This is a genomic window from Mesorhizobium sp. M2E.F.Ca.ET.209.01.1.1, assembly GCF_004010375.2.
Taxonomy (GTDB): Bacteria; Pseudomonadota; Alphaproteobacteria; order Rhizobiales; family Rhizobiaceae; genus Mesorhizobium.
Genome location: NZ_SADP02000014.1, coordinates 115505 through 137784, shown reverse-complemented (window position 1 = coordinate 137784; position 22280 = coordinate 115505). Strand labels below are relative to the sequence as shown.

General features: G+C 64.0%; 22 protein-coding genes. All 22 read right to left on the bottom strand.

Going from position 1 to position 22280, the window contains the following annotated elements; genetic code table 11:
- Positions 1-38: 38 nt before the first annotated feature.
- Positions 39-2189 carry a polyribonucleotide nucleotidyltransferase gene (gene pnp, locus EN852_RS24170; protein WP_127867552.1) on the bottom strand — a complete coding sequence of 717 codons (2151 nt, stop codon included), beginning with the start codon at positions 2187-2189 and terminating at the stop codon, positions 39-41.
- A gap of 361 nt (positions 2190-2550) precedes the next feature.
- The gene (gene rpsO / locus EN852_RS24165) at positions 2551-2862 is read right to left on the bottom strand and encodes a 30S ribosomal protein S15 (protein ID WP_278158561.1); all 312 of its coding nucleotides are present in this window, start codon (positions 2860-2862) and stop codon (positions 2551-2553) included.
- A gap of 149 nt (positions 2863-3011) precedes the next feature.
- The gene (gene corA, locus EN852_RS24160; RefSeq protein ID WP_127877596.1) at positions 3012-4100 is read right to left on the bottom strand and encodes a magnesium/cobalt transporter CorA; all 1089 of its coding nucleotides are present in this window, start codon (positions 4098-4100) and stop codon (positions 3012-3014) included.
- 121 nt (positions 4101-4221) lie between these two features.
- Complete coding sequence (gene truB / locus EN852_RS24155; protein WP_127867554.1) at positions 4222-5181, bottom strand: tRNA pseudouridine(55) synthase TruB; 960 nt, start codon at positions 5179-5181, stop codon at positions 4222-4224.
- On the bottom strand, positions 5181-5597 hold the full coding sequence (gene rbfA, locus EN852_RS24150) for a 30S ribosome-binding factor RbfA (RefSeq protein ID WP_112128469.1): 417 nt from the start codon (positions 5595-5597) through the stop codon (positions 5181-5183). The genes truB and rbfA overlap by 1 nt, the downstream gene beginning before the upstream one ends.
- Before the next feature lie 123 nt (positions 5598-5720).
- Positions 5721-8303 (bottom strand): translation initiation factor IF-2, encoded by a 2583-nt coding sequence (infB, locus tag EN852_RS24145; RefSeq protein ID WP_127877364.1) that lies wholly within the window; start codon positions 8301-8303, stop codon positions 5721-5723.
- Complete coding sequence (locus tag EN852_RS24140; RefSeq protein ID WP_127877594.1) at positions 8300-8950, bottom strand: RNA-binding protein; 651 nt, start codon at positions 8948-8950, stop codon at positions 8300-8302. The genes infB and EN852_RS24140 overlap by 4 nt, the downstream gene beginning before the upstream one ends.
- A gap of 32 nt (positions 8951-8982) precedes the next feature.
- Entirely contained in the window at positions 8983-10578 is a 1596-nt protein-coding gene (gene nusA, locus EN852_RS24135) for a transcription termination factor NusA (protein WP_127877592.1), read from the bottom strand.
- A 45-nt stretch (positions 10579-10623) separates the two neighbouring features.
- Entirely contained in the window at positions 10624-11250 is a 627-nt protein-coding gene (gene rimP, locus EN852_RS24130) for a ribosome maturation factor RimP (RefSeq protein WP_127877360.1), read from the bottom strand.
- Positions 11251-11405: 155 nt separating this feature from the next.
- Complete coding sequence (locus EN852_RS24125; RefSeq protein ID WP_127877590.1) at positions 11406-11693, bottom strand: type II toxin-antitoxin system RelE/ParE family toxin; 288 nt, start codon at positions 11691-11693, stop codon at positions 11406-11408.
- The gene (locus EN852_RS24120; protein WP_189546136.1) at positions 11690-11938 is read right to left on the bottom strand and encodes a CopG family ribbon-helix-helix protein; all 249 of its coding nucleotides are present in this window, start codon (positions 11936-11938) and stop codon (positions 11690-11692) included. The genes EN852_RS24125 and EN852_RS24120 overlap by 4 nt, the downstream gene beginning before the upstream one ends.
- Positions 11939-12072: 134 nt before the next feature.
- The gene (locus EN852_RS24115; RefSeq protein WP_127877588.1) at positions 12073-12372 is read right to left on the bottom strand and encodes a DUF1778 domain-containing protein; all 300 of its coding nucleotides are present in this window, start codon (positions 12370-12372) and stop codon (positions 12073-12075) included.
- Between the two features lie 64 nt (positions 12373-12436).
- Positions 12437-13147 carry a tRNA (guanosine(46)-N(7))-methyltransferase TrmB gene (locus tag EN852_RS24110; protein WP_127877586.1) on the bottom strand — a complete coding sequence of 237 codons (711 nt, stop codon included), beginning with the start codon at positions 13145-13147 and terminating at the stop codon, positions 12437-12439.
- A complete protein-coding gene (metK, locus tag EN852_RS24105; RefSeq protein ID WP_127877584.1) occupies positions 13144-14409 on the bottom strand; it encodes a methionine adenosyltransferase in 1266 nt (421 codons plus the stop codon). Before metK ends, EN852_RS24110 begins: the two co-directional genes overlap by 4 nt.
- 166 nt (positions 14410-14575) lie before the next feature.
- Entirely contained in the window at positions 14576-14998 is a 423-nt protein-coding gene (locus EN852_RS24100; RefSeq protein ID WP_095819313.1) for a helix-turn-helix transcriptional regulator, read from the bottom strand.
- A gap of 140 nt (positions 14999-15138) precedes the next feature.
- Complete coding sequence (gene lnt / locus EN852_RS24095) at positions 15139-16725, bottom strand: apolipoprotein N-acyltransferase (protein WP_127877582.1); 1587 nt, start codon at positions 16723-16725, stop codon at positions 15139-15141.
- Between the two features lie 97 nt (positions 16726-16822).
- Positions 16823-17293 (bottom strand): VOC family protein, encoded by a 471-nt coding sequence (locus EN852_RS24090; protein WP_127877580.1) that lies wholly within the window; start codon positions 17291-17293, stop codon positions 16823-16825.
- A gap of 12 nt (positions 17294-17305) precedes the next feature.
- On the bottom strand, positions 17306-18382 hold the full coding sequence (locus tag EN852_RS24085) for a hemolysin family protein (protein ID WP_127877578.1): 1077 nt from the start codon (positions 18380-18382) through the stop codon (positions 17306-17308).
- 27 nt (positions 18383-18409) lie between these two features.
- A complete protein-coding gene (gene ybeY, locus EN852_RS24080; protein WP_127877576.1) occupies positions 18410-18907 on the bottom strand; it encodes an rRNA maturation RNase YbeY in 498 nt (165 codons plus the stop codon).
- Positions 18908-18919: 12 nt separating this feature from the next.
- A complete protein-coding gene (locus tag EN852_RS24075; protein WP_245431563.1) occupies positions 18920-19912 on the bottom strand; it encodes a PhoH family protein in 993 nt (330 codons plus the stop codon).
- A gap of 84 nt (positions 19913-19996) precedes the next feature.
- On the bottom strand, positions 19997-21406 hold the full coding sequence (gene miaB, locus EN852_RS24070; RefSeq protein WP_127877574.1) for a tRNA (N6-isopentenyl adenosine(37)-C2)-methylthiotransferase MiaB: 1410 nt from the start codon (positions 21404-21406) through the stop codon (positions 19997-19999).
- A 73-nt stretch (positions 21407-21479) separates the two neighbouring features.
- Positions 21480-22280 (bottom strand): lysophospholipid acyltransferase family protein, encoded by an 801-nt coding sequence (locus EN852_RS24065; protein WP_127877572.1) that lies wholly within the window; start codon positions 22278-22280, stop codon positions 21480-21482.

The window sequence follows — 22280 nt, the reverse complement described above, 5'->3', positions numbered from 1 at the left end:
TCGCGGCGCGCCCGTCTCAAACTATCCAGCCAAACCGATCAGGCGGCGTCTTCCTCGCCTTCGGCCTTCTTCTTTTCCTGGACGATTTCCTTGCCGGTCGCCTGGTCGACGACCTTCATCGACAGGCGAACCTTGCCGCGCTCGTCGAAGCCCATCAGCTTGACCCAAACCTTGTCGCCTTCCTTGACGACGTCGGAGGTCTTGGCGACGCGCTCATTGGCGAGCTGCGAGATGTGGACGAGACCGTCGCGCGGGCCGAAGAAGTTGACGAACGCGCCGAAGTCGGCCGTCTTGACGACGGTGCCTTCGTAGATCTCGCCGACTTCCGGCTCGGCGACGATGGTGTGGATCCACTTCTTGGCCGCCTCGATCTCCTTGGCGTTGGCCGAAGCGATCTTGACCGTGCCGTCGTCCTCGATGTTGATCTTGGCGCCGGTCTTCTCGACGATCTCGCGGATCACCTTGCCGCCGGAGCCGATGACGTCGCGGATCTTGTCGGTCGGGATGTGCATGACCTCGATGCGCGGGGCGAACTCGCCGAGCTCGGCGCGGGCGCCGGAGATGGCATGCGCCATCTCACCCAGGATGTGCAGACGGCCGTCCTTGGCCTGGGCAAGCGCGATGCCCATGATCTCCTCGGTGATGCCGTCGATCTTGATGTCCATCTGCAGCGAGGTGACGCCGTTGGCGGTGCCGGCGACCTTGAAGTCCATGTCGCCGAGATGGTCCTCGTCACCCAAGATGTCGGAGAGCACCGCGAAGCGCTCGCCTTCCTTGATCAGGCCCATGGCAATGCCGGCGACCGGCTTCGCCAGCGGCACGCCCGCGTCCATCAGCGCCAGCGAAGTGCCGCACACGGTCGCCATCGAGGACGAGCCGTTGGATTCGGTGATCTCCGAGACGACACGCAGCGTATAGGGGAACTGTTCCGCCGAAGGCAGCATCGGATGGATCGCGCGCCAGGCGAGCTTGCCGTGGCCGATCTCGCGACGGCCCGGCGAGCCCATCCGGCCGGTCTCGCCGACCGAGTAGGGCGGGAAGTTGTAGTGGAGAAGGAACTTCTCCTTGTACATGCCGGTCAGCGAATCGACGAACTGCTCGTCCTCGCCGGTGCCCAGAGTGGCAACCACCAGCGCCTGGGTCTCGCCGCGGGTGAACAGCGCCGAACCGTGGGTGCGCGGCAGGACGCCGACTTCGGAGACGATCTTGCGCACAGTCTTGAGATCACGGCCGTCGATGCGCGAGCCGGTGTCGAGGATGTTCCAGCGCACGACCTTGGCCTGGAGCTCCTTGAAGACGCTGCCGATCTGCTCGGAGGTGTACTTGGCTTCCTCGCCCTCGGCCGGAGCGAAGGCGGCCTTGACCTTGGCCTTGACGGCGTCGACCGCGGCATAGCGCGACTGCTTGTCGGTGATCTTATAGGCCTCGCGAAGCTCGTCGCCGACGACCTTCAGCATCTCGGCTTCGAGCGCGGAATAATCCGGCGCGGTGAAGTCGCGCGGCTCCTTGGCGGCAACCTCGGCCAGCTTGATGATGGCATCGATGACCGGCTGGAAGCTCTTGTGGCCGAAAACGACGGCGCCGAGCATCAGGTCCTCGGAGAGTTCCTTGGCCTCGGACTCGACCATCAGCACGGCGTCGGCGGTGCCGGCGACGACGAGGTCGAGCTTGGATTCCTCCATCTCGTCGATATGCGGGTTGAGCACATATTCGCCGTTGATGTAGCCGACGCGGGCGCCGCCGATCGGACCCATGAAGGGCACGCCCGAAAGCGTGAGCGCGGCGGAGGTGGCGACGATCGACAGGATGTCCGGATCGTTCTCGAGATCATGCTGGACGACGGTGACGACGATCTGGGTGTCGTTCTTGTAGCCGTCGGCGAAAAGCGGGCGGATCGGGCGGTCGATCAGGCGGGAAACCAGCGTTTCCTTTTCGCTCGGACGGCCCTCGCGCTTGAAGTAGCCGCCCGGGATCTTGCCGGCGGCATAGGTCTTTTCCTGGTAGTTGACGGTGAGCGGGAAGAAATCGAGGCCGGGCTTCGGCTCCTTCATCGAGACGACGGTGGCCAGAACCACGGTCTCCCCATAGGTGGCCAACACCGCGCCGTCAGCCTGGCGGGCGATCTTGCCGGTCTCCAGGATGAGCGGACGACCGCCCCATTCGATTTCCACTTTGTGATGATTGAACATATCTTGTCCTTCATGTGCGGAAAGGGCCGCACCGTCCTAACGGTCGCGGGTTCTCCCTTCCCTGGCTTCCTTCGGGCAGCCACGGGCAAGACAACGGGACGCTCGATAGATCCGGCTCAAGGCCGAGCGAGCATCCTGCAATCCTGCCCCATGACCGTCCATGGGCGGTTCCGGATAGCCCTCTGCAGTCCGGAACCCGATTGGCCGGCTGGTCGGCCGGCCTTGCGCTTGACGCCGAAAACCCTGTTTCCGGAACGCGCATGCGCGCAGGCGAATTTCCTTTCAGCATTGCGGCACCGGACCATCCGATGCGCCAATGCGCGACCGGCGGGCTCCCTTGGAGAGCCCGCCGGTCAATTGGTCAGCGACGGAGACCGAGCTTGTCGATCAGCGTCTGGTAGCGCGCGTCATCCTTGCGCTTGAGGTAGTCAAGCAGGCTGCGGCGCTGGGAAACCAGAGCAAGCAGGCCACGGCGGGAATGGTTATCCTTCTTGTGGTCCTTGAAGTGCTCGGTCAGGTTCTTGATGCGCTCGGAAAGAATGGCAACCTGGACTTCCGGAGATCCGGTATCGCCTTTCGCAGTCGCGAATTCGGTCATCAGTTCTTTCTTGCGCTCGGCAGTAATCGACATCGTGCTTTTCCTTATCTGTTGGAGGAAACGGGACGCCCACAGCCGGGATGTCGTCCAGCAGGGGCCAGTGCAAGCGACGCGTCAGGGCGCGAAGCTGCGGCGCATATAGTGCAATTCCGGAAAAAACACCAGCCCAATTGTCGAGCCGGCTTGTCGCAGGTTCCGGCCGCGAAAACGGGAGAATTCAAAGGCTACAGCCACTTCTTCCATTTGAAGAACGCGATCAAACCGACCGCAACGACCGCCATGAACAAAAGCGACGCCGGATAACCGTAATAGGCCTTCAGCTCGGGCATGTTCCAGGGCGAGCTTTCCGGATCGAAATTCATGCCCCAGACGCCGACCAGGAAGGTCAGCGGCATGAAGATCACCGAGACGATCGTCAGATAGGAAATGACGTCGTTGGTGTGGGCCTGGGTCAGCGAGAGATGCATCTCGATCAGGCCGGTGAGCATGTCGCGCTGGTTCTCGACCAGCTCGATCAGCCGCAGCGAATGGTCGAGCGTGTCGTTGAAGAAGATCTTGGTTTCGGCTGTCACGAAGGGCACGTCGTTGCGGATCAGCGTCGCCAGCGCATCGCGCATCGGCCACAGCACCCCCTTGAGCACGTTGGCGTCGCGCCTCAGTTCATGCAACTGCCGCATCTGATGCTTGTGCGGCTTGTTCAGCATCTCGTCCTCGATGCCGTCGACCAGCTCACTCGCCGCCTCGATTGGCGGGAAATAGCTGTCGACGATGGCATCGATCAGCGCATAGGCAAGATAGTCGGCGCCGCGCGAGCGCAGCCGGTTCGGCATAGCGGCCGCGATGCGCTTGCGCACCGGATCGAACGGATCGCCCTCGCGTTCCTGAAAAGTGACGACGAAATTCCGGCCGAAGAACAGCGAGATCTGTTCGTAGCGATGCGAGGTGACATCGTCGATCATGCGCATGACGACGAAGGCATGGTCCTCGAAGAAATCCACCTTGGGCCGCTGGCCGGTGTTGACGACGTCCTCCAGCGCCAGCGGGTGGAGGTTGAAGATACGGCCGATCTCCTCGATCAGCGGAATGTTGGCAAGCCCCGTGCAGTCCAGCCAGACGACAGGCCATTTCTGGCAATGGGTGTTGAGGTCGTCGATCGAGGCATTGTCGATGGTTTCGAATTTCTGCGGCGAGATCAATGTCAGCCGAAGCTCGCTGCGCCGTGCCGCCGGATCGGCGATCAGCGTGCCGGGCGACGCCCCGACCGGCGGCCGGCGGGTTCTCAGCGGCGCCCTCTTGTTGCCTGTATCAGCCATGTTCTTCCTGGGGTCATGAGTTCCCCGGGCTTCCGCGCTCGGTCGAGATTAGAGCATTCCAGGACAAGCGTGCAGCGGTTTTCCGTTCGGAATTGGATAAATAACAGACACTTGCACCGGATTATCCGGCAAAGACCCGCTTGGGCTTGAACATGCCCTGCTCGATGGCGCCGATGGCGACGAGCCTGCCGCGCGCGGTGGCGCAGGCCTCCTCCGCCTCCACCGGCGCATCGCGGCCGCGAATGATGACGGGATTGCCCAGCCGGATCTTCGTCGCCGCGTCGTCGCTGACCGCGACCTGCGGCAGGCAATCGAGCGCCGCCGCCGTTTCGACCAGCAGCGCGTCGATGGCGCTGAAATCGACCGGCGTCTCGGCCTCGTCCGGAACAGCTTCGGCTTTGCCGCCAAAACGGGCCGCTTCCAGTTCGGCCACCGTGACAAAATCGTCCGGCGTGAACGGCTCGACCTCGACGCGACGCAGTTCGGCGATATGGCCGAAGCAGCCGAGATCGCGGCCCATGTCGCGGGCCAGCGAGCGCACATAGGTGCCCTTGCCGCATTCGACCTCGAAGACGGTCTTGTCGGCGCTGTGCTCGACGATGTCTAGGCGGCCGATCTCGATCTCGCGCGCGGGTATCTCGACCGTCTCGCCGTCGCGGGCAAGATCATAGGCGCGCTCGCCGGCGATCTTGATGGCAGAGAATTGCGGTGGCGTCTGCATGATGACGCCGGTGTACTTCGGCAGCAGCGCCCGCAACTCGGCCTCGGCCGGGCGCCGGTCGGAGCTGTTGGTCACCGGGCCTTCTAGGTCGTCGGTCGAGCGTTCCTCGCCCCAGGCAACGGTGAAGCGGTAGACCTTGGCGCCGTCCTGCACATAGGGAACGGTCTTGGTCGCCTCGCCGAGCGCGATCGGCAGCATGCCGGAGGCGAGCGGATCGAGCGTGCCGGCGTGGCCGGCCTTCTCGGCCTGGAACAGCCATTTGATCTTGGAGACGGCCTCCGTCGAGCCCATGCCGACCGGCTTGTCCAGCACCACCCAGCCGGAGACCGGCCGTCCCTTCTTCTTGCCGCGGCGCGCCACTATTCCTCGTCCTTGTCGTTGTTCTTGCCGTCGCCGAGATCACGCGCCACTTCGGGCGATTTCAGCAGTTCATTGATCTTCGCGAAATTGTCGAAGGAGGTATCGAGCCGGAAACGGAATTCCGGCATGTACTTCATCTGCCTCAGCGCGCCGGACACACGGCCGCGGATGAACTTCGCATGTTTGTTGAGCGCCTCGACCACGGCGTTGTCGTCACCCGCGCCAAGCGGCGAGACGAAGGCGGTGGCGATCTTGAGATCGGGCGACATGCGCACCTCGGAGACCGAGACGACGCTGTTCTCGATCACCGGATCGATGATCTCGCCGCGCTGCAAGGTTTCGGAAAGGGCATGGCGCACCTGCTCGCCGACGCGCAGCATGCGCTGGGATGGGCCTGACGTTGTCGAACGTGACATTTCTTCGGTCCTGAAATCGTGGAGCGCGGGATGGGACCACGCCGCATGTCTCAATATGCATAAAGGGGGCTGGGCGGCAGCCTCGCGGCCGCCGCCCGTTTCATTTCGGCAAGTATACCCGAATTAGAGCGTCCTGCTCACCATCTCGACGCGGAAGCATTCGATGACGTCGCCGACGCGCATGTCCTCGTAGTTCTGGAAGGCCATGCCGCATTCCTGGCCGGCCGGCACTTCCAAAACCTCGTCCTTGAAGCGCTTGAGCGTCTTCAACGTGCCTTCGTGGACGACGACGTTGTCGCGGATCAGGCGCACGCCCGCACCACGCTCGACCTTGCCTTCGGTGACGCGGCAGCCGGCGATCTTGCCGATCTTGGAGATGTCGAAGATCTCGAGGATCTCGGCATTGCCGATGAAGGTCTCCCGGCGTTCCGGCGAAAGCATGCCGGAAAGGGCCGCCTTCACGTCGTCGACGAGGTTGTAGATGATCGAGTAGTAGCGGATCTCGATGCCCGCGGCAGCTGCCGCGGTGCGCGCCTGCGCGTTGGCGCGGACGTTGAAGCCGATGATCGCGGCACCCGATGTCTCGGCCAGCGAGACGTCGCTCTCGGTGATGCCGCCGGCGCCCGAATGGACGATCCGCACCCTGACCTCGTCGTTGCCGAGCTTTTCGAGAGCGGCGTTGATCGCCTCGATGGAGCCCTGCACGTCGCCCTTGATGACCAGCGGAAACTCCTTCAGCCCGCTCGTCTGCAACTGCGACATCATCTGCTCGAGCGAGCCGCGCTGGCCGGCATGCTTGGCCACCGCCTTGTCGCGCGCCAGGCGCTGACGGTATTCGGTGATCTCGCGGGCGCGGGCCTCGTTGTTGACGACGGCAAAGCGGTCGCCGGCCTGCGGCGTGCCCTGAAGGCCGAGCACCTCGACCGGCATCGCCGGCGGCGCTTCCGGCACGTGCTCGCCGCGGTCGTCGACAAGCGCGCGCACACGGCCCCACTCGTTGCCGGCGACAATGATGTCGCCCGGCATCAGCGTGCCGGTCTGCACCAGAACGGTGGCGACCGGACCGCGGCCCTTGTCGAGCTTGGCTTCGATCACCGCGCCTTCGGCGGTGCGGTCAGGATTGGCCTTGAGGTCGAGAACTTCGGCCTGCAGCAGGATCGCTTCGAGCAGCTTGTCGAGATTGGTGCCCTTGGTCGCCGAAACCTCGACGTCCAGCACCTCGCCGCCCATCGATTCCACGAACACCTCGTGGCGCAGCAGTTCGGTCCGTACCTTCTGCGGATCGGCGTCGCGCTTGTCGATCTTGTTGATCGCCACGATGATCGGCACGCCGGCCGCCTTGGCGTGATTGATCGATTCGATCGTCTGCGGCATCACGCTGTCATCCGCCGCCACCACCAGCACGGCGATGTCGGTGACCTGAGCGCCGCGGGCGCGCATGGCCGTGAAGGCGGCGTGGCCGGGCGTGTCGATGAAGGTGATCTTCTGACCGTTCTTCTCGATCTGGTAGGCGCCGATATGCTGGGTGATGCCGCCGGCCTCGCCGGAGACGACATTGGCGTTGCGGATGGCGTCGAGCAACGAGGTCTTGCCGTGGTCGACATGGCCCATGATGGTCACGACCGGCGGACGCGACACCAGGTCCTCCGGACGGTCGGCGATGTTGAACAGGCCTTCCTCGATGTCGGACTCTGCAACGCGGCGGACCGTGTGGCCAAATTCGGAAGCCACCAGCTCCGCCGTATCGGCGTCGATGACGTCGCCCGGCTTCAGGATCTGGCCCTGCTTCATGAAGAACTTGACCACGTCCACGGCGCGCTCTGACATGCGCTGCGCCAGTTCCTGTATGGTGATGGTTTCGGGCAGGATCACTTCGCGCATGACTTTCTCGCGCGGCTCGTTGTGGAGCGCGCGTTTGAATTTTTCCTGGCGGCGGCGCATCGACGACAGCGAGCGGCCGCGCGCATCGTCATCCGACAGCGCCGAATTGAGCGTCAGCTTGCCACGGCGGCGATCTTCCTCGCCCTTGGTCGGCTTGGCAGGACGGGCCACTTCCGGGGTCGCGAGACGGCGAGGCGGCGCACTGGCTCCGCCACCGGCGCCGGCGCGCCTCGGCTTGGCCTCTTCCTCGTCATCGGCCGTAGCGACATCCGCTGCCTGCGGCGCACGACGGCGAGCCTCTTCCTCTGCACGACGCCGCGACTCGGCCTCGGCCTGCAGGCGCGCTTCTTCCTCGGCCTGACGGCGCGCGGATTCGTCGCGCTCGCGCTTGCGGCGTTCTTCTTCCTCGGCTCGGCGCTTGGCATCTTCCTGAGCGCGCAGGCGATCCTCCGCCTCGCGGGCCTTGGAGCCCTCCAGCGCCCTGCGGCGCGCTTCCATCTCGCCACGCGACAGCTCGTTCAGGACCATGCCCGAACGTTCCGGCGGCGGAGGCGGCGCCTTCGGCGCTTCCTGCACGACAGGCGCGGCGGCGACAGGAGCGGCCGCGGCGGGCTTCGGCGTGAACACGGACGGCGCCACCGGCTCCGGCTTGTCGCCGGGCAGCGAGAACTTGCGCTTCTTGGTCTCGACGACGACCGACTTGGTGCGGCCGTGCGAGAAATTCTGGCGCACGGTGCTCTGCTCGAGGCCGGGCCGCTTCAGCGTCAAGGTCTTCTTCGGCGTAACGCTCAACGTCTTGTCGTCGCCCGATTTCGTATCGTTCATTCCATATCCTCTGCGGCATCATCTTCGTCGGCAACGGCCGCAAGCATTGCCAGATCGTTCGGGGTACCGCCCCGATATCGGTCGAGCGCAACAACGCGCTTCTCAACCGCCAGTCCCGCGTCCTGCGCGAGGACGGCAGCATGTATCACATTTGTACCCCCCAATGCCAAGCTCAACTCGGCCTCGGAGAAAAGTTTGTAGGCAAGGATGGCGGGACCGCCGAGATGGACGGTCGCCCGCCGCGCCTGACTGATCTTGCGGACACCGTCGTCCGACGCCTCTGCCGCATGCAGCACGAGCAGCGCCTGCCCGTCGCGCACCGCACCCTCGACCTTGGCGGCGCCAAGAACGACGGCGCCAGCCTTGCGGGCAAGGCCAAGCATGCCCAGAGCGGATCTGGAAAGCAGCCCATCGACCATGCCGCCGAGATCGGTCGGAACGGTCACCTGCGCCTTGAATGCGCGGGCAAACAGGTTCTTCGCCGCTGCCTTGTCGATATGTAGGCGATCGGCGGTGACCCAGCAACCGCGGCCGGGCAGATTTCTCTTGATGTCCGGAACGACGGCCGAATCCGGGCCGACGACGAAGCGGATCAGTTCATCCGCTTCGGCCTGCCTGCGCGTAACGATGCAAGTGCGATCGTTCATCTCGTCCACGGGCTTTGCGATTGGTGGTCACCTCACGCACCGACGGTTTCGCCGGCCACCGCCTCTTCGGCGGCGAGTTCTTCCTCGGTGATCCAGCCGGCCTGCTTGCGGGCGGCAAGCACCATCTGCTCGGCATCGGCGCGCGAGACGCCGTGAGAGGCGAGAACGCCCGGATAGACCTTGGTCTCGCCGTCCTTGCGCTCTTTCCAGCCGATCAGGTCGTCAGCGGCATAGCCGGCGAAATCCTCGATCGTCTTCACGCCGTCCTCGCCAAGCGTCACCATCATGGCGGTGGTGACGCCGGGGATGTCGCGCAGTTCGTCCTTGACGCCCAGCGCCTTGCGCTTTTCGTCATGCTCGGCCTCGATCTTCTCCAGATATTCGCGGGCGCGGGTCTGGATTTCCGAAGCGGTGTCCTCGTCGAAACCGTCGATGGAGGAGATTTCGCCGGAATCGACATAGGCGACTTCCTCGACGCTGGTGAAGCCTTCGGAGGCAAGCACCTGGCCGACCATCTCGTCGACGTCGAGGGCTTCCATGAACAGCGCCGAACGCTCGACGAATTCCTTCTGGCGGCGCTCGCTCTCTTCCTGCTCGGTCAGGATGTCGATATCCCAGCCGGTGAGCTGCGAGGCCAGGCGCACGTTCTGGCCGCGGCGGCCGATGGCCAGCGAGAGTTGGTCGTCCGGCACCACCACCTCGATGCGCTCGGCGTCCTCGTCGAGCACCACCTTGGCGACTTCGGCCGGCTGCAGCGCGTTGACGATGAAGGAAGCGGCCGAAGGCGACCACGGAATGATGTCGATCTTCTCGCCCTGCAATTCGCCGACCACCGCCTGGACGCGGCTGCCGCGCATACCGACGCAGGCGCCGACCGGATCGATCGAGGAATCGCGCGAAATGACGGCGATCTTGGCGCGCGAACCGGGGTCGCGGGCCACCGACTTGATCTCGATGATGCCATCATAGATTTCCGGCACTTCCATGGTGAAGAGCTTGGCCATGAACTGCGGATGGGTGCGCGACAGGAATATCTGCGGGCCGCGCTGCTCACGGCGCACGTCATAGACATAGGCGCGGACGCGGTCGCCATACTTATAGTTCTCGCGCGGGATCAGTTCGTCGCGGCGGATGATCGCCTCGCCGCGGCCGAGATCGACGATGACGTTGCCATATTCGACGCGCTTGACGGTGCCGTTGACGATCTCGCCGATGCGATCCTTGTATTCGTCATACTGGCGATCGCGTTCGGCCTCGCGCACCTTCTGCACGATGACCTGCTTGGCCGACTGGGCGGCGATACGGCCGAAATCCATCGGCGGCAGCTGCTCGGCGATGAAGTCGCCGAGCTGGGCGTCGGGGTTGCGCTCGCGCGCCGTGGAAAGCGCGATCTGCGTCGCGTAGTCCTCGACCTTCTCGACCACTTCCATCAGCCGCTGCAGCTTCATCTCGCCGGTGTTCGGGTTGATGTCGGCGCGGATGTTGGTCTCCTGGCCGTAGCGAGAGCGCGCCGCCTTCTGGATCGCATCGGCCATGGCGGCGATGACGATCGACTTGTCGATCGACTTTTCACGCGCGACCGCATCGGCGATCTGCAGCAGTTCAAGCCTGTTGGCGCTTACAACCATTGTCTTTCTCCCGATTTCGCCTCGGACCTCAGCCCGGCGGCGCTATCAACTTTCCTGTTCGGTTTCGTTTTCCTCGGCGGCGTCTTCCGCTTCGCCGCGGCGTTTCCTGGCTTCCTTGCGCGCCCGGTTGTCCTTCGACAGGGCATCGCGGATGAGATCGTCGGTCAGCACCAGCCGGGCCTCGGCGATCGCGTCGTAAGGCACACGCACCGTCGGCTCCTCGCCATAGGCAGCCTTGTCGCGTTCGATAAGGATGCCGTCGGCGTCGGCCTCGGCGATCTTGCCCTTGAAGCGCTTGCGGTCGCCGACGAGGACGGATGTCTCCAGCTTGACCAGATGGCCGGTCCAGGTGGTGAAATCCGACTTGCGCACCAGCGGCCGGTCGATGCCGGGCGAGGACACTTCGAGATGATACGCCTTTTCGATCGGATCATCGACATCGAGCGCCGGCGACACCGCGCGGCTGACCTCTTCGCAATCCTCGACGGTCATGGTGCCATCCTCGCGTTCGGCCATGATCTGCAGCGTCAGCCCGTTCTGGCCGGTCAGCTGCACCCGCACAAGGCGGAAGCCGATGGCCTTGAGCACCGGCTGCACGATCAGCGCAATGCGCGCATCGATGCCGCTTTCGCGGATGATACGGTCGTCGGCCTCGCTTGCCGCTGCAGTCATCGGATCCCTGTCGCTTCTTGGCTTCCGGCCGGCAGGTAATAAAAAAGAGCGGGACCGGGTGGACCCACTCTTCGTCATACCGACCAAGAATTTGAGGCTGATATAGACGATTGCCGCCGGTGTTTCAAGCCTGCAGGCAGGGCCTGCGGCGATGTCTACAATTGTCGCGGCCATCGCTGGGCTGCATGCATCAGGCTGAGTATCTCGATCTCGTCGCCGACAACACGGTAGGGAATTATGTATGGGATATCAGCCAAGACCAGCTCTCGTGTCCCTTTCACCCGCCCGACGCGGCCCATCGCCGGATGTTCGGCAAGATTGTCCACGGCGGAAACAATGCGGGTAACGACCCGTGCCGCGGCTGTTGGATTGTCCTTTTCGATGAAAGCGCCAATCTGGTCGAGACGGCGCACGGCGCGCTCTGTCCAGCGGATCCGCTTCATCGCCCGGAGGCCGGTTTGACGTATTTCGCTATGACGCCGGCCAGATCCTTCTCACTCGCAAATTCTCCTCGGTCGGCCTCCTCTAGGCCGGCTTCGATCTCGGCAAGTTGCCATTCTTCCCTGGCGACATAGTCTTCGATCGCTTGGGCCGCCACGTAGGAGCGGGAGCGATCCACCTTTTCGGCCAATCGGTCGAGCTTGGCCACAGTCTCATCAGGAAGCCGTATGGTAAAAGCGCTCATCATCCTGTCTCCATTCATTCTGGTTCAGGATGAACTTGGTGGAACCAAGATGGTTCGTCAATGCAGGCTTCCCCGTGGAAAATCCGGACACGTCGTGGAACTGCGGCAAGGGGTTTGGGAGCCGATAAGGCCACGGGTCAGCGCTTCGTGGTGCAGCCAGCTTCCCAGGGAGCGGGCCGCTTGGCCAATTCCACCATGTCGTGAACGGGGGCGGCCGGGGCCGACAGAACCTCCATGAACTCCGCGAACCCTTCCGGGCTCATGCGGACAAGACGGTTGTCCATCAGCACATCCTCGGCCGCGCGCACGGCGGCATCGCGAACGAAATCCGTGCGGGACCGGCCCCGCAAACTGGCGGCGCGATCGATCATCGCCACATCCGCTTCCGGCAGGCGCATCGAGATCGGATATTCCTTGCGTTCGACCGAGGCGGCCATAACTGTCTCCTTGCCGACAATACAGCGATCCGTAGCGCTAAATGCAGCACAAAGGTCCGGCTACCTATTTCCGGATAAAGGTCAGATAAGCCGGCCGCCGTCCCTCGCGTATCGCCTTGGCCTCGTAACGCGTGCCGGGCCAACCCTCATAGGGTCGATGCCAATCCGCAGCCTCTCCAGCCTGCCATGCGAAGGCGCCGTGAGCGCGGCAGGCAAGCAGCGTCCAGTTGACATAGCTGTCGATGTCGGAGGCGAAGCGGAACCTGCCGCCCGGCTTCAGGACGCGGGCGAAGCGGCCGAGATTGGCGGCGCCGACGAAGCGGCGCTTCCAATGCTTCTTCTTCGGCCATGGATCGGGATAGAGCAGGTCGATGCCGTCTAGCGAGCCTGACGGCAGCCAGTCGAGCAGGCGGGTGGCGTCGTCGTCATAGACCCTCAGATTGCTAAGCGGCGCCTTGGCAAGCGCCGTCATCATCTTGGCCATGCCGTTGACGAAGGGCTCGACGCCGATGAAGCCGGTCTCCGGCGCTTCCTTGGCGCGGTGCAGGAGATGCTCGCCGCCGCCAAAGCCGATCTCCAGCTGCAACGCCGAAACCTCGGCCTTGAACAAGGTCCTCAGATCCGCCGGCGCTTCCGCCGTCAGGTCGAGCCTGTATTCGCGCAAGCCGCTTTCGAGGGCGATCGCCTGCTGCGGGCGTATGGTCTTGCCGTGCCGGCGGCCGAAGAATCCTTCGGTCGCCCGGCTCGGCCTGTCCTTTGCGTTCGCTGGCGTCAGGCGGCGACGGCGTCCTTGAGCGCCTTGGCGAGATCGGTCTTCTCCCAGGAGAAGGAACCGTCGCGACCGGCCTTGCGGCCGAAATGGCCGTAGGACGAGGTTTTTGCGTAGATCGGCTTGTTGAGGTCGAGGTGACGGCGGATGCCCGACGGCGACAGGTCCATCACCTTGCGCAGCGCCTCTTCAAGCTTCGATTCGTCAACCTTGCCGGTGCCGTGCAGGTCGACATAGACCGACAGCGGCTGGGCGACGCCGATGGCGTAGGAGAGCTGGATGGTGCAGCGGTCGGCGAGCTTGGCCGCCACCACGTTCTTGGCAAGGTAGCGCGCCGCATAGGCCGCCGAACGGTCGACCTTGGTGGTGTCCTTGCCTGAGAAGGCACCGCCGCCATGCGGTGCCGCGCCGCCATAGGTGTCGACGATGATCTTGCGGCCGGTGAGGCCGGCATCGCCGTCAGGCCCGCCGATGACGAACTTGCCGGTCGGGTTGATGTACCAGTTGCAGTCCTCGGCGATCTTCAGCTCGCCAAGCGCCTCGCGGATATAGGGCTCGACGACCTTGCGGACCTTCTTAGAGTCCCAGCTCGCATCGAGATGCTGGGTGGAGAGCACGATCTGCGTGACTTCCGCCGCCTTGCCGTCGGCATAGCGCACGGTGACCTGGCTCTTGGCATCCGGGCCGAGCTTGCCGGCCTCGCCATTGCCTTCATGGCGCGCGGCGGCAAGCAGTTCGAGAATCTTGTGGCTGTAATAGATCGGCGCCGGCATCAGGTCGGGCGTCTCGCGGCAGGCGTAACCGAACATGATGCCCTGGTCGCCGGCACCTTCCTCGCCCTGGCGGTCGGCGGCACTGTCGACGCCCTGGCCGATGTCAGGCGACTGGCCGTGCAGCAGCACGTCGATCTTGGCGGTCTTCCAGTGGAAGCCGGACTGCTCGTAGCCGATCTCGCGGATCGCCTTGCGGGCAACCGACTTGAACTTGGTCGGATTGACCACGGGATGGCCGGACGCATCCTTGAGGACGTTGCCCGCCTTGTCCTTCTTCAAGAGTGTGTCGGGGACGCGGACTTCGCCGGCGATGACGACGCGGTTGGTGGTGGCCAGCGTTTCGCAGGCGACGCGAACCTTCCACGGATCCATGCCTGTCTTCTTGGCTTCGCGATAGACCAGATCGACGATTTCGTCGGAGATGCGGTCACAAACTTTGTCGGGATGACCCTCGGAGACGGATTCCGAGGTGAAGAGATAATTCTGCCGCGTCACGGGTGTCCCCTCTCGAAAAAAAATCGGCAGGTTGCCGATTTTTGGCGCGCCACGTGTTAGCGGTGCCGGGCGCCGCTCGTCAAGCGGGGCGACGGATCTGGCATGAATGTAGGCGAGGCCGGCTATGCCACCGGCGGCAGGGCGCTGCCGGCGGCATAGGTAAAAATCAATCGGCGTCTTCGGCGGAGAGCGCCTTCACTAGATCGATGATCCGGCGGCGCACCTTCACGTCGCCGATCTTGACGAAAGCCCGGTTGAGCTGAAGCCCTTCGGGACTGCCACAGAATTCGATGGCGAAGGCCATCGAGGAGTCTTCGGCAAATCCCCGGTTGCCGCCGCCGGTCTCCTCGCCCGGGGCGTCCTCGAAAAAGAAGGCGACAGGAACGCTCAGGATGGAGGCGATCGCCTGCAGACGGCTGGCGCCAACCCTGTTCGTGCCCTTTTCATACTTCTGGATCTGCTGAAAGGTGATGCCGAGATTTTCACCCAGCTTTTCCTGGCTCATTCCAAGCATATTGCGGCGCAGCCGAATGCGACTCCCGACATGAATGTCGATCGGATTCGGCTTCTTCTTGTTCTCTTCTGTCATTTTTTCCTCGCCGAATTTTTCCGGCTTTTTCTATTTTGTTCCGCCCATATGAAGCCGGAGCCACCTGCCCCAACAGAACCCTCCAACCGACTTCGAGAAAATTTTAGGCGTTACAGTATGAGTTTCTAATGTGCCGACTGTCAATTCACCCGTAGCCGCTGCCTTACATTCAATGTGAAGGCCGCCAGCGCAAACAGCAACATGATCAGCAATCCGTTAATTCGCCGCTGTTCGGGAGGCAGCAGGGCGCGCCCAGAGACCGGTACATGCGCGTCGATGGCGCCGCGCGCGTTGACTGCAAGCGCATCGAAGATGCGCCCGCGCGAATCGACGACCGCGGAGATGCCGTTGTTGGCCGCGCGCAACAGCGGCAATCCGTTCTCCACCGCGCGAATCTGGGCCTGCCTGAAATGCTGATACGGGCCTGGCGTGTCGCCAAACCAGGCGTCGTTGGTGACGTTCACGATCACGTCAGATGACGCAGAGTCGGCTGCGACGAGATCGGGAAAAATCACCTCGTAGCAGATGAATGGCGCGGCACGCAGGCCGCCCGGCAAGCCGATCAGATGCCGCTCGTTGCCGGCGGCGAAATTCATCGGTCCGGCAACGAGTTGGCCAATGCCGAAGCGTTGGAAAAGATCGGCGAAGGGCAGATACTCGCCGAAGGGAACCAGATGCACCTTGTCGACAGCATCGACGATCTCGCCCTTGTCGTTGATCGCCACCACGGAATTATAATAGCGGCTGTCGGCATTCGCCGATCCGCCCTCCTCGCGCACAACGCCGGCAATCAGCATCTGGCCGTCGGCCAGCATGTCGCCCATGGCCGTCAGCGCGTCCGGACGCTCGGTGAACAGGAAGGGCACCGACGTTTCCGGCCACAGGATGAGCTGCGGCTTGGCATGGCCTTCTTCCGGCGCTTTCCCCGATATCCCCAGCAACGTCGCGAAGATGCGGTCGCGCACCGAGGCGTCCCACTTTTCGCTGAGATCGACCGACGGCTGGACGATGCGAACATCGATCGAGCGGGCCGGCTTGACCGGGGCCGCGAGCCTGACATAGCCGAAGCCGACATGGCCGGCGACGAGGATGACGAACAGGGCAAGGCCGAGCCTCAGATGCCGGCGCGCCGCAACCAGCGCTGGCAGCGAGAACACGAAGACCGCGAGCGCGTTCATGCCGATCATGCCGGTCACCGACACGCTCTGCATCAGGAGCGGCACGGGCATCGCCGCGTAGCCGATAGCGTTCCAGGGAAAGCCGGTGAAAAGGAAATCGCGCAGCCATTCGGCAAGGCCGAAGCCGAAGGCAAGGGCGGCGATGCGGCCGATGTCGCTGCTCCAGAACAGCCGCGCCACCACGGTGGCAAAGCCATAGAAGAAGGCCAGCGCGAAGGGAATGCCGACAACGGCGAAGGGCAGGGCCCAGGCGAAGCTGTCGGCCTCGACCAGCAATGCCTGGCCGATCCACCACAGGCCGGCGAGGAAGTAGCCGAAGCCGAACCACCAGCCGGTGGCGAAAGCCGGCCGCAGGCGCCTGAACCAGCCATCGGAAGCATCGCCGGTGGCGCCGTCGAGCAGCCAGACCAGAACCGGGAACGAGACGAAGCAGACGGCGAAGAAATCGTAAGGCGCCTGGGCAAGCACCGCCAGCGCTCCGGCGGCAAAGGCCAGCAGCACCCGCCGCCACCCCCACAGCAGAATTATCCGGCCGGCAAAGCGCTGCATCCAGCTTCCCAAGTCGCGCGAATCAGGGAGTTAGAGGTTTAACAGGCTGGGCCGCGCGATCCAAACCCAGATAAGCGCCGCCTGATACACCGTAGCGCTATCTGTGCCAGCCCTCGATCCGCAGACCGGTCAGTTGCTCGGCCTCGTCCTTCGACACGACGCGTACGGTTCGGGTGAATGTCCAGACATGGCCTTCGGGGTCGCGGGCGCGATATTGGCGCTCGCCGTAGAAATGATCCGCGGGCTCCTCGACGATCTCCGCGCCTGCCGCGCGCGCTTTCTCGCAATGAGCGTCGATATCCTGCTGCAGACGGACATAGACGGCTTGCGTGTTCTTGCCGCCGACGGAGACGGGACTGGCGATACGCTCATCCCATTCGGAATCGACGATGATATAGCCGTCGCCGAAGCGCATTTCGGCATGCACGAGCCGACCGTCGGGATCGCTCACCAGCATGCTCGGCTCGAAACCAAAGGCCGCCTGCAGAAAGGACAAAGCCGCGCGCGGATCGCGGTAGAAGACGCCTGAGCCCAGGACCGCATGCTTGAACGGATCGTCGGTCGGCATGCCGAGACGACGTCAGGCCTGTTCGGTGCGGGCGGCGCGGCGGCGCTGCCGCTCGCCCTTCGGGCTCTGCACGATGCGCACGCGCTTGACGCGGCGCGGGTCGGCGTCGAGCACGTGGAACTCGAAGCCGGGAATGGCTTGCACGACTTCGCCCCTGGCCGGGACCCGGCCGAGCGTGTTGAAGATCATGCCGCCGATGGTGTCGACATATTCGCCATGCTCGCCGGCTGCGAAATCCTCGCCGATCATCTTGGCGACCTCGTCGATCTCGGCCTTGCCGTCGACGACGAAGACGCCCTCGCCGGTCTGGGTGATCATCGGCTCGTCGTCGTCATGCTCGTCCTCGATGTCGCCGACCACCATCTCGACGATATCTTCCAGCGAGGCGAGGCCGTCGGTGCCGCCATATTCGTCGATGACTAAGGCCATCTGCGTGCGCGTCGTCTGCATGCGGCCCATGAGGTCGGAGGCCAGCATCGAGGGCGGCACGAACAGCACCTGGCGGATCAGATTGAGATCGCCGATGGTGCGCGCGAGATCGACCTGCGCAAGGTCGAGCGCCGTCGTCACCGGCGCCTTCGCCCTGGTGCGGCCCTTCTTGACGCGGGCGACCTTGGTGATGTGGGCGAGCACATCGCGAATGTGGACCATGCCGCGCGGATCGTCCAACGTCTCGGAATAGACCGGCATGCGCGAATGGCCGGACTGCTCGAAAAGGCCGAGCAGGTCGCCAAGCGTGGTGTTGATCTCGACCGCCTCGATATCGGCGCGCGGCACCATGACGTCCTCGACCCGCACTTCGCGCAGGCGCAGGATGTTGTTGAGCATGGCGCGTTCGCCGGGCGAGAAGGATTCCGCATCGGTCGTCGTTTCGGCGAGCGCGCCGGCGATCTCCTCGCGCAGGCTGGTACCGTTGCGGTGCCGGAACAGGCCGAGCACGCGGTCGAAGAGCGAAGGACCGGTATGCGCCGGCTCCGCCGCCGCGCTGCCGGTGGGAATACTCGGACTCGAGCCCTCTTCCGTCTTTTCGGAAGGCTTGGCAGCACTGCCGGCGTCCGGGCGGGCGGCAGTTTCTGGTGTATCGTTCATCGCCATCAGGTCAATTGAGCTTTTTTGTTACGCGTAGGGATCGGGAATGGCAAGCCTCGCAAGCGCGGCGCGCTCGATCGCTTCCATCTCCTCTGCCTCGGCGTCGGTCTCGTGATCATGGCCCAAAAGATGCAGCAGGCCATGGATAACGAGATGGGTGATATGGTTCTCAAGCGGCTTGTCTCCCAGTGCGGCCTCGCTCGCCACCGTCTCGGAAGCTAGCACGATGTCGCCCAGCATCGGCGGCAGCTTGCCGCCTTTCGGAAACGGAAAAGCCGGAAAAGACAAGACGTTGGTGGGCTTGTCCTTGCCGCGCCATTCGGCGTTGAGCGTCTGGATATGGGCATCGTCGGAAAAAACGACGCTGAGCTCGGAGGCGCCGCTCGTGCCCGTCTGGGCGAAGGCGGCAGCAACGGCGCGATCGACGAGCCGCGTCAGCTCGGCTTCCGCAGGCCAATCGCCAGCCTCGACGAAAATATCGATATCGACCGGCGTCTCGCCGCTGGATGCTGGATTGTCAGCCATATAGCCTTTTGATCAGCTTTCGGCGCCCAGGCCCCGCGCCAGCTTGCCGTCGCGGTCATAGGCCTTGACGATCTCGGCGACCAGCGGGTGGCGCACCACGTCGCCTTCGTTGAAGCGGACGGTGACGATGCCGGGCACGCCGTCGAGGATGCGCAGCGCCTCGACCAGGCCCGACTTGGTGTTGGGCGGCAGGTCGATCTGGGTCGGATCGCCGGTGACGATCATGCGCGAGTTCTCGCCGAGACGGGTCAAGAACATCTTCATCTGCATCTGCGTGGTGTTCTGCGCCTCGTCGAGGATCACCGCCGCATGCGCCAGCGTGCGGCCACGCATAAAAGCGAGCGGCGCGATCTCGATGACCTCGGCCGCGATCGCCCGCTCGACCTTGTCGGCCGGCATCATGTCGTAAAGCGCGTCGTAGAGGGGCCGCAGATACGGGTCGACCTTCTCCTTCATGTCGCCAGGCAGGAAGCCAAGCCGCTCGCCGGCCTCGACGGCCGGGCGCGACAGCACGATGCGCTCGACCATGCCGCGCTCAAGCAGCATCGCCGCATGCGCCACCGCCAGATAGGTCTTGCCGGTACCGGCAGGACCAATGCCGAAGACCATCTCCGAGCGCTCCAGCGCCCGCATATAGGCGTCCTGCGTCAGCGAACGGGCATAGATCGTCTTCTTGCGCGTTGAGATCTGGGCGGCCGAAACCTTGCCCTTGCGCTCCATGGTGGGCAGCGTCAGCTGGTCGTCGGCGGCGATCGCCATGCGCACGGCGCCATCGACGTCCGACTGGCCGATGTCGACACCCTTCTGCAGGATGCCGTAGAGCGTATCCAACGCGCGGCGCGCCTGTTCGGCGGCTGAGGCCGAGCCTTTGATCGCAAGCTGGTTGCCGCGCGAGCGGATATCCACGCCGAGCTTCTGCTCGAGCCGCGCCAGGTTCTCGTCGAACTGACCATAAAGGGCGCTGGCAAGCTTGTTGTTGTCGAAGGTCAGTACGATGTGCGCCATGTCGGAAGCCCCGGACGCCTGGTTCTGGGGCGGATTCTTCAGTTCGGCAGCGCTCAACCGTCTCTCCTCATCTGCCGAGGCCCGTCAGGCCAGTTCGGCGAACAGGCTGTTGGGGCCTGTCTTCGTGATTCGCACATCGATAATGTCACCGATTCCACCGGCCTTGTCGTCAACAATCACCGGGTTCAGCCACGGCGATCGGCCAAGAATTTGACCGGGGCGGCGACCTGGCTTCTCGATCAGCGTGCTGACGGTTCGGCCGACCACGCTGGCTATGAAATTCCGCTGCTGCTCGTTGATCAGCGCCTGCAGGCGCTGCAGCCGTTCGTCCTTCACAGTTTCGGAAAGATGGCCGTCCATCTCGGCGCCCGGCGTGCCGGGACGTGTGGAATATTTGAAGCTGAAGGCCGAGGCGTAGCCCACCTCCCGCACCAGTCTCAGCGTCGCTTCGAAATCCTCTTCCGTCTCGCCGGGGAAGCCGACGATGAAATCGCCGGACATGGCGATGTCGGGACGGGCGGCGCGGATGCGCTCGATGAGCGCCAGATAGTCGCGTGCCGTGTGCCTGCGATTCATCGCCTTCAAAATCCGGTCGGAGCCCGACTGCACCGGCAAATGCAGATAGGGCATCAAGGCGGGCAGGTCACGATGCGCGGCGATCAATTCGTCGTCCATGTCGCGCGGATGGCTGGTGGTGTAGCGCAGCCGCGCCAGTCCAGGGATTTCCGCAAGGCGGAACAGCAGGCGGCCGAGCCCCCATTCCTCGCCGTTTTCGCCCACGCCATGCCAGGCATTGACGTTCTGGCCGAGCAGGGTCACCTCGCGCACGCCGGCCTCAGCCAGTCGCTCGGCCTCGGCGACGATCTGCGCCACAGGGCGCGAGACCTCCGAGCCGCGGGTATAGGGCACCACGCAGAAGGTGCAGAACTTGTCGCAGCCTTCCTGCACCGTCAGGAAAGCGGTGACGCCGCGCCTGGCAAGCTCGGCGCGCTTCGGCTGTGGCAGATGCTCGAACTTGTCCTCGATGGCATATTCGGTCTCGACGATCTTCTCGCCGCCACGGACCCTTGCCAGCACGTCGGGCAGCCGGTGATAGGTCTGCGGGCCGATGACCAGGTCGACCGCCGGAGCGCGGCGGATGATCTCGGCGCCCTCGGCCTGCGCCACGCAGCCGGCGACACCGATCAGCAATTCGCGGCCGGCCTCGGCGCGCTCGGCCTTCATGTCGCGGATGCGGCCAAGCTCGGAATAGACCTTTTCCGCCGCCTTCTCGCGGATATGGCAGGTGTTGAGCAGCACCAGATCGGCGTCCTCGACGGCGTCGGTGGCGACATAGCCGTCGGCGGCCAGCGCATCGGTCATGCGCTGGGAATCGTAGACGTTCATCTGGCAGCCATAGGTCTTGACGAAGACCTTTTTCGCCGTGCGGTCAGTGCCATCCGAGCGCTCGGCGGCAGCGCCGATACCGTGGCTTTCAATCGTGTTCAGTTCCATTGGGCGGCTTCTACCGCCTTTCCGTGACAAAAAACAGACGATTCTGCCCGAAGCGCGCCGCGCAACCCCGGACTCACCGGCTTTTGGCCGGGTCGGCGAGGATGGCCTGCATCATCTCGCGCACCTTGGCTTCCATCAGCCTTGCCGTTTCCTTGCGGTTCGAGCCCTTGGAGAACGGCACCGGCTGGCCGAAATGCACCTCGGCATCGATCGCGCCTTCGGCAAGCAGGGTTTTCAGATGCGGCGTCAGGTCCTGATCGCCGATCCAGGCGGTCATCGGCCGGTGGCGTCGCCCCATCGGCATGCCGTGCAGGCGCGTATAGGCGATCGCCACGGGCTGGATGAAGACCTGCTCCGCGGCGACCTCCGAGATCGCCATCGAGGCCGCGCCGAACAGCGTGCTCTTGAACGGCAGCACGAGATTGCCGTCGCCGGTCGAACCTTCGGCGAACAGCACCATGGCGTCGCCGTTCGCCATCCTTTTGGCGATCTCGCTCGCCTGGTCGCCGGAAGTGCGCTTGCGCTCGCGCTCGATAAAGACAGTGCGCTGCAGCTTGGACAGCATGCCGATCAGCGGCCAGCCCTCCATGTCGGCCCTGGCGATGAACTTCACATCGACGAAGGAGCCGAGCACCATGATGTCGGTCCAGGAAATGTGGTTGGCAGCCACCAGCAGAGGGCGGTCATTGGCCAGCGCGCCCTTCACATGCACCCGCATGCCCAGCGCCCGCAGGATCATGCCGTGCCAGATCTTCAGGATGAACGTTTCGGGCCAGAGCCCCGTCTTCATCGACAGGATCTGCAGCGGCACCAGCACCAGTGAACAGACGACGACATAGAAGAGCGCCAGGAAAATCCGTAATTTCTTGATCAT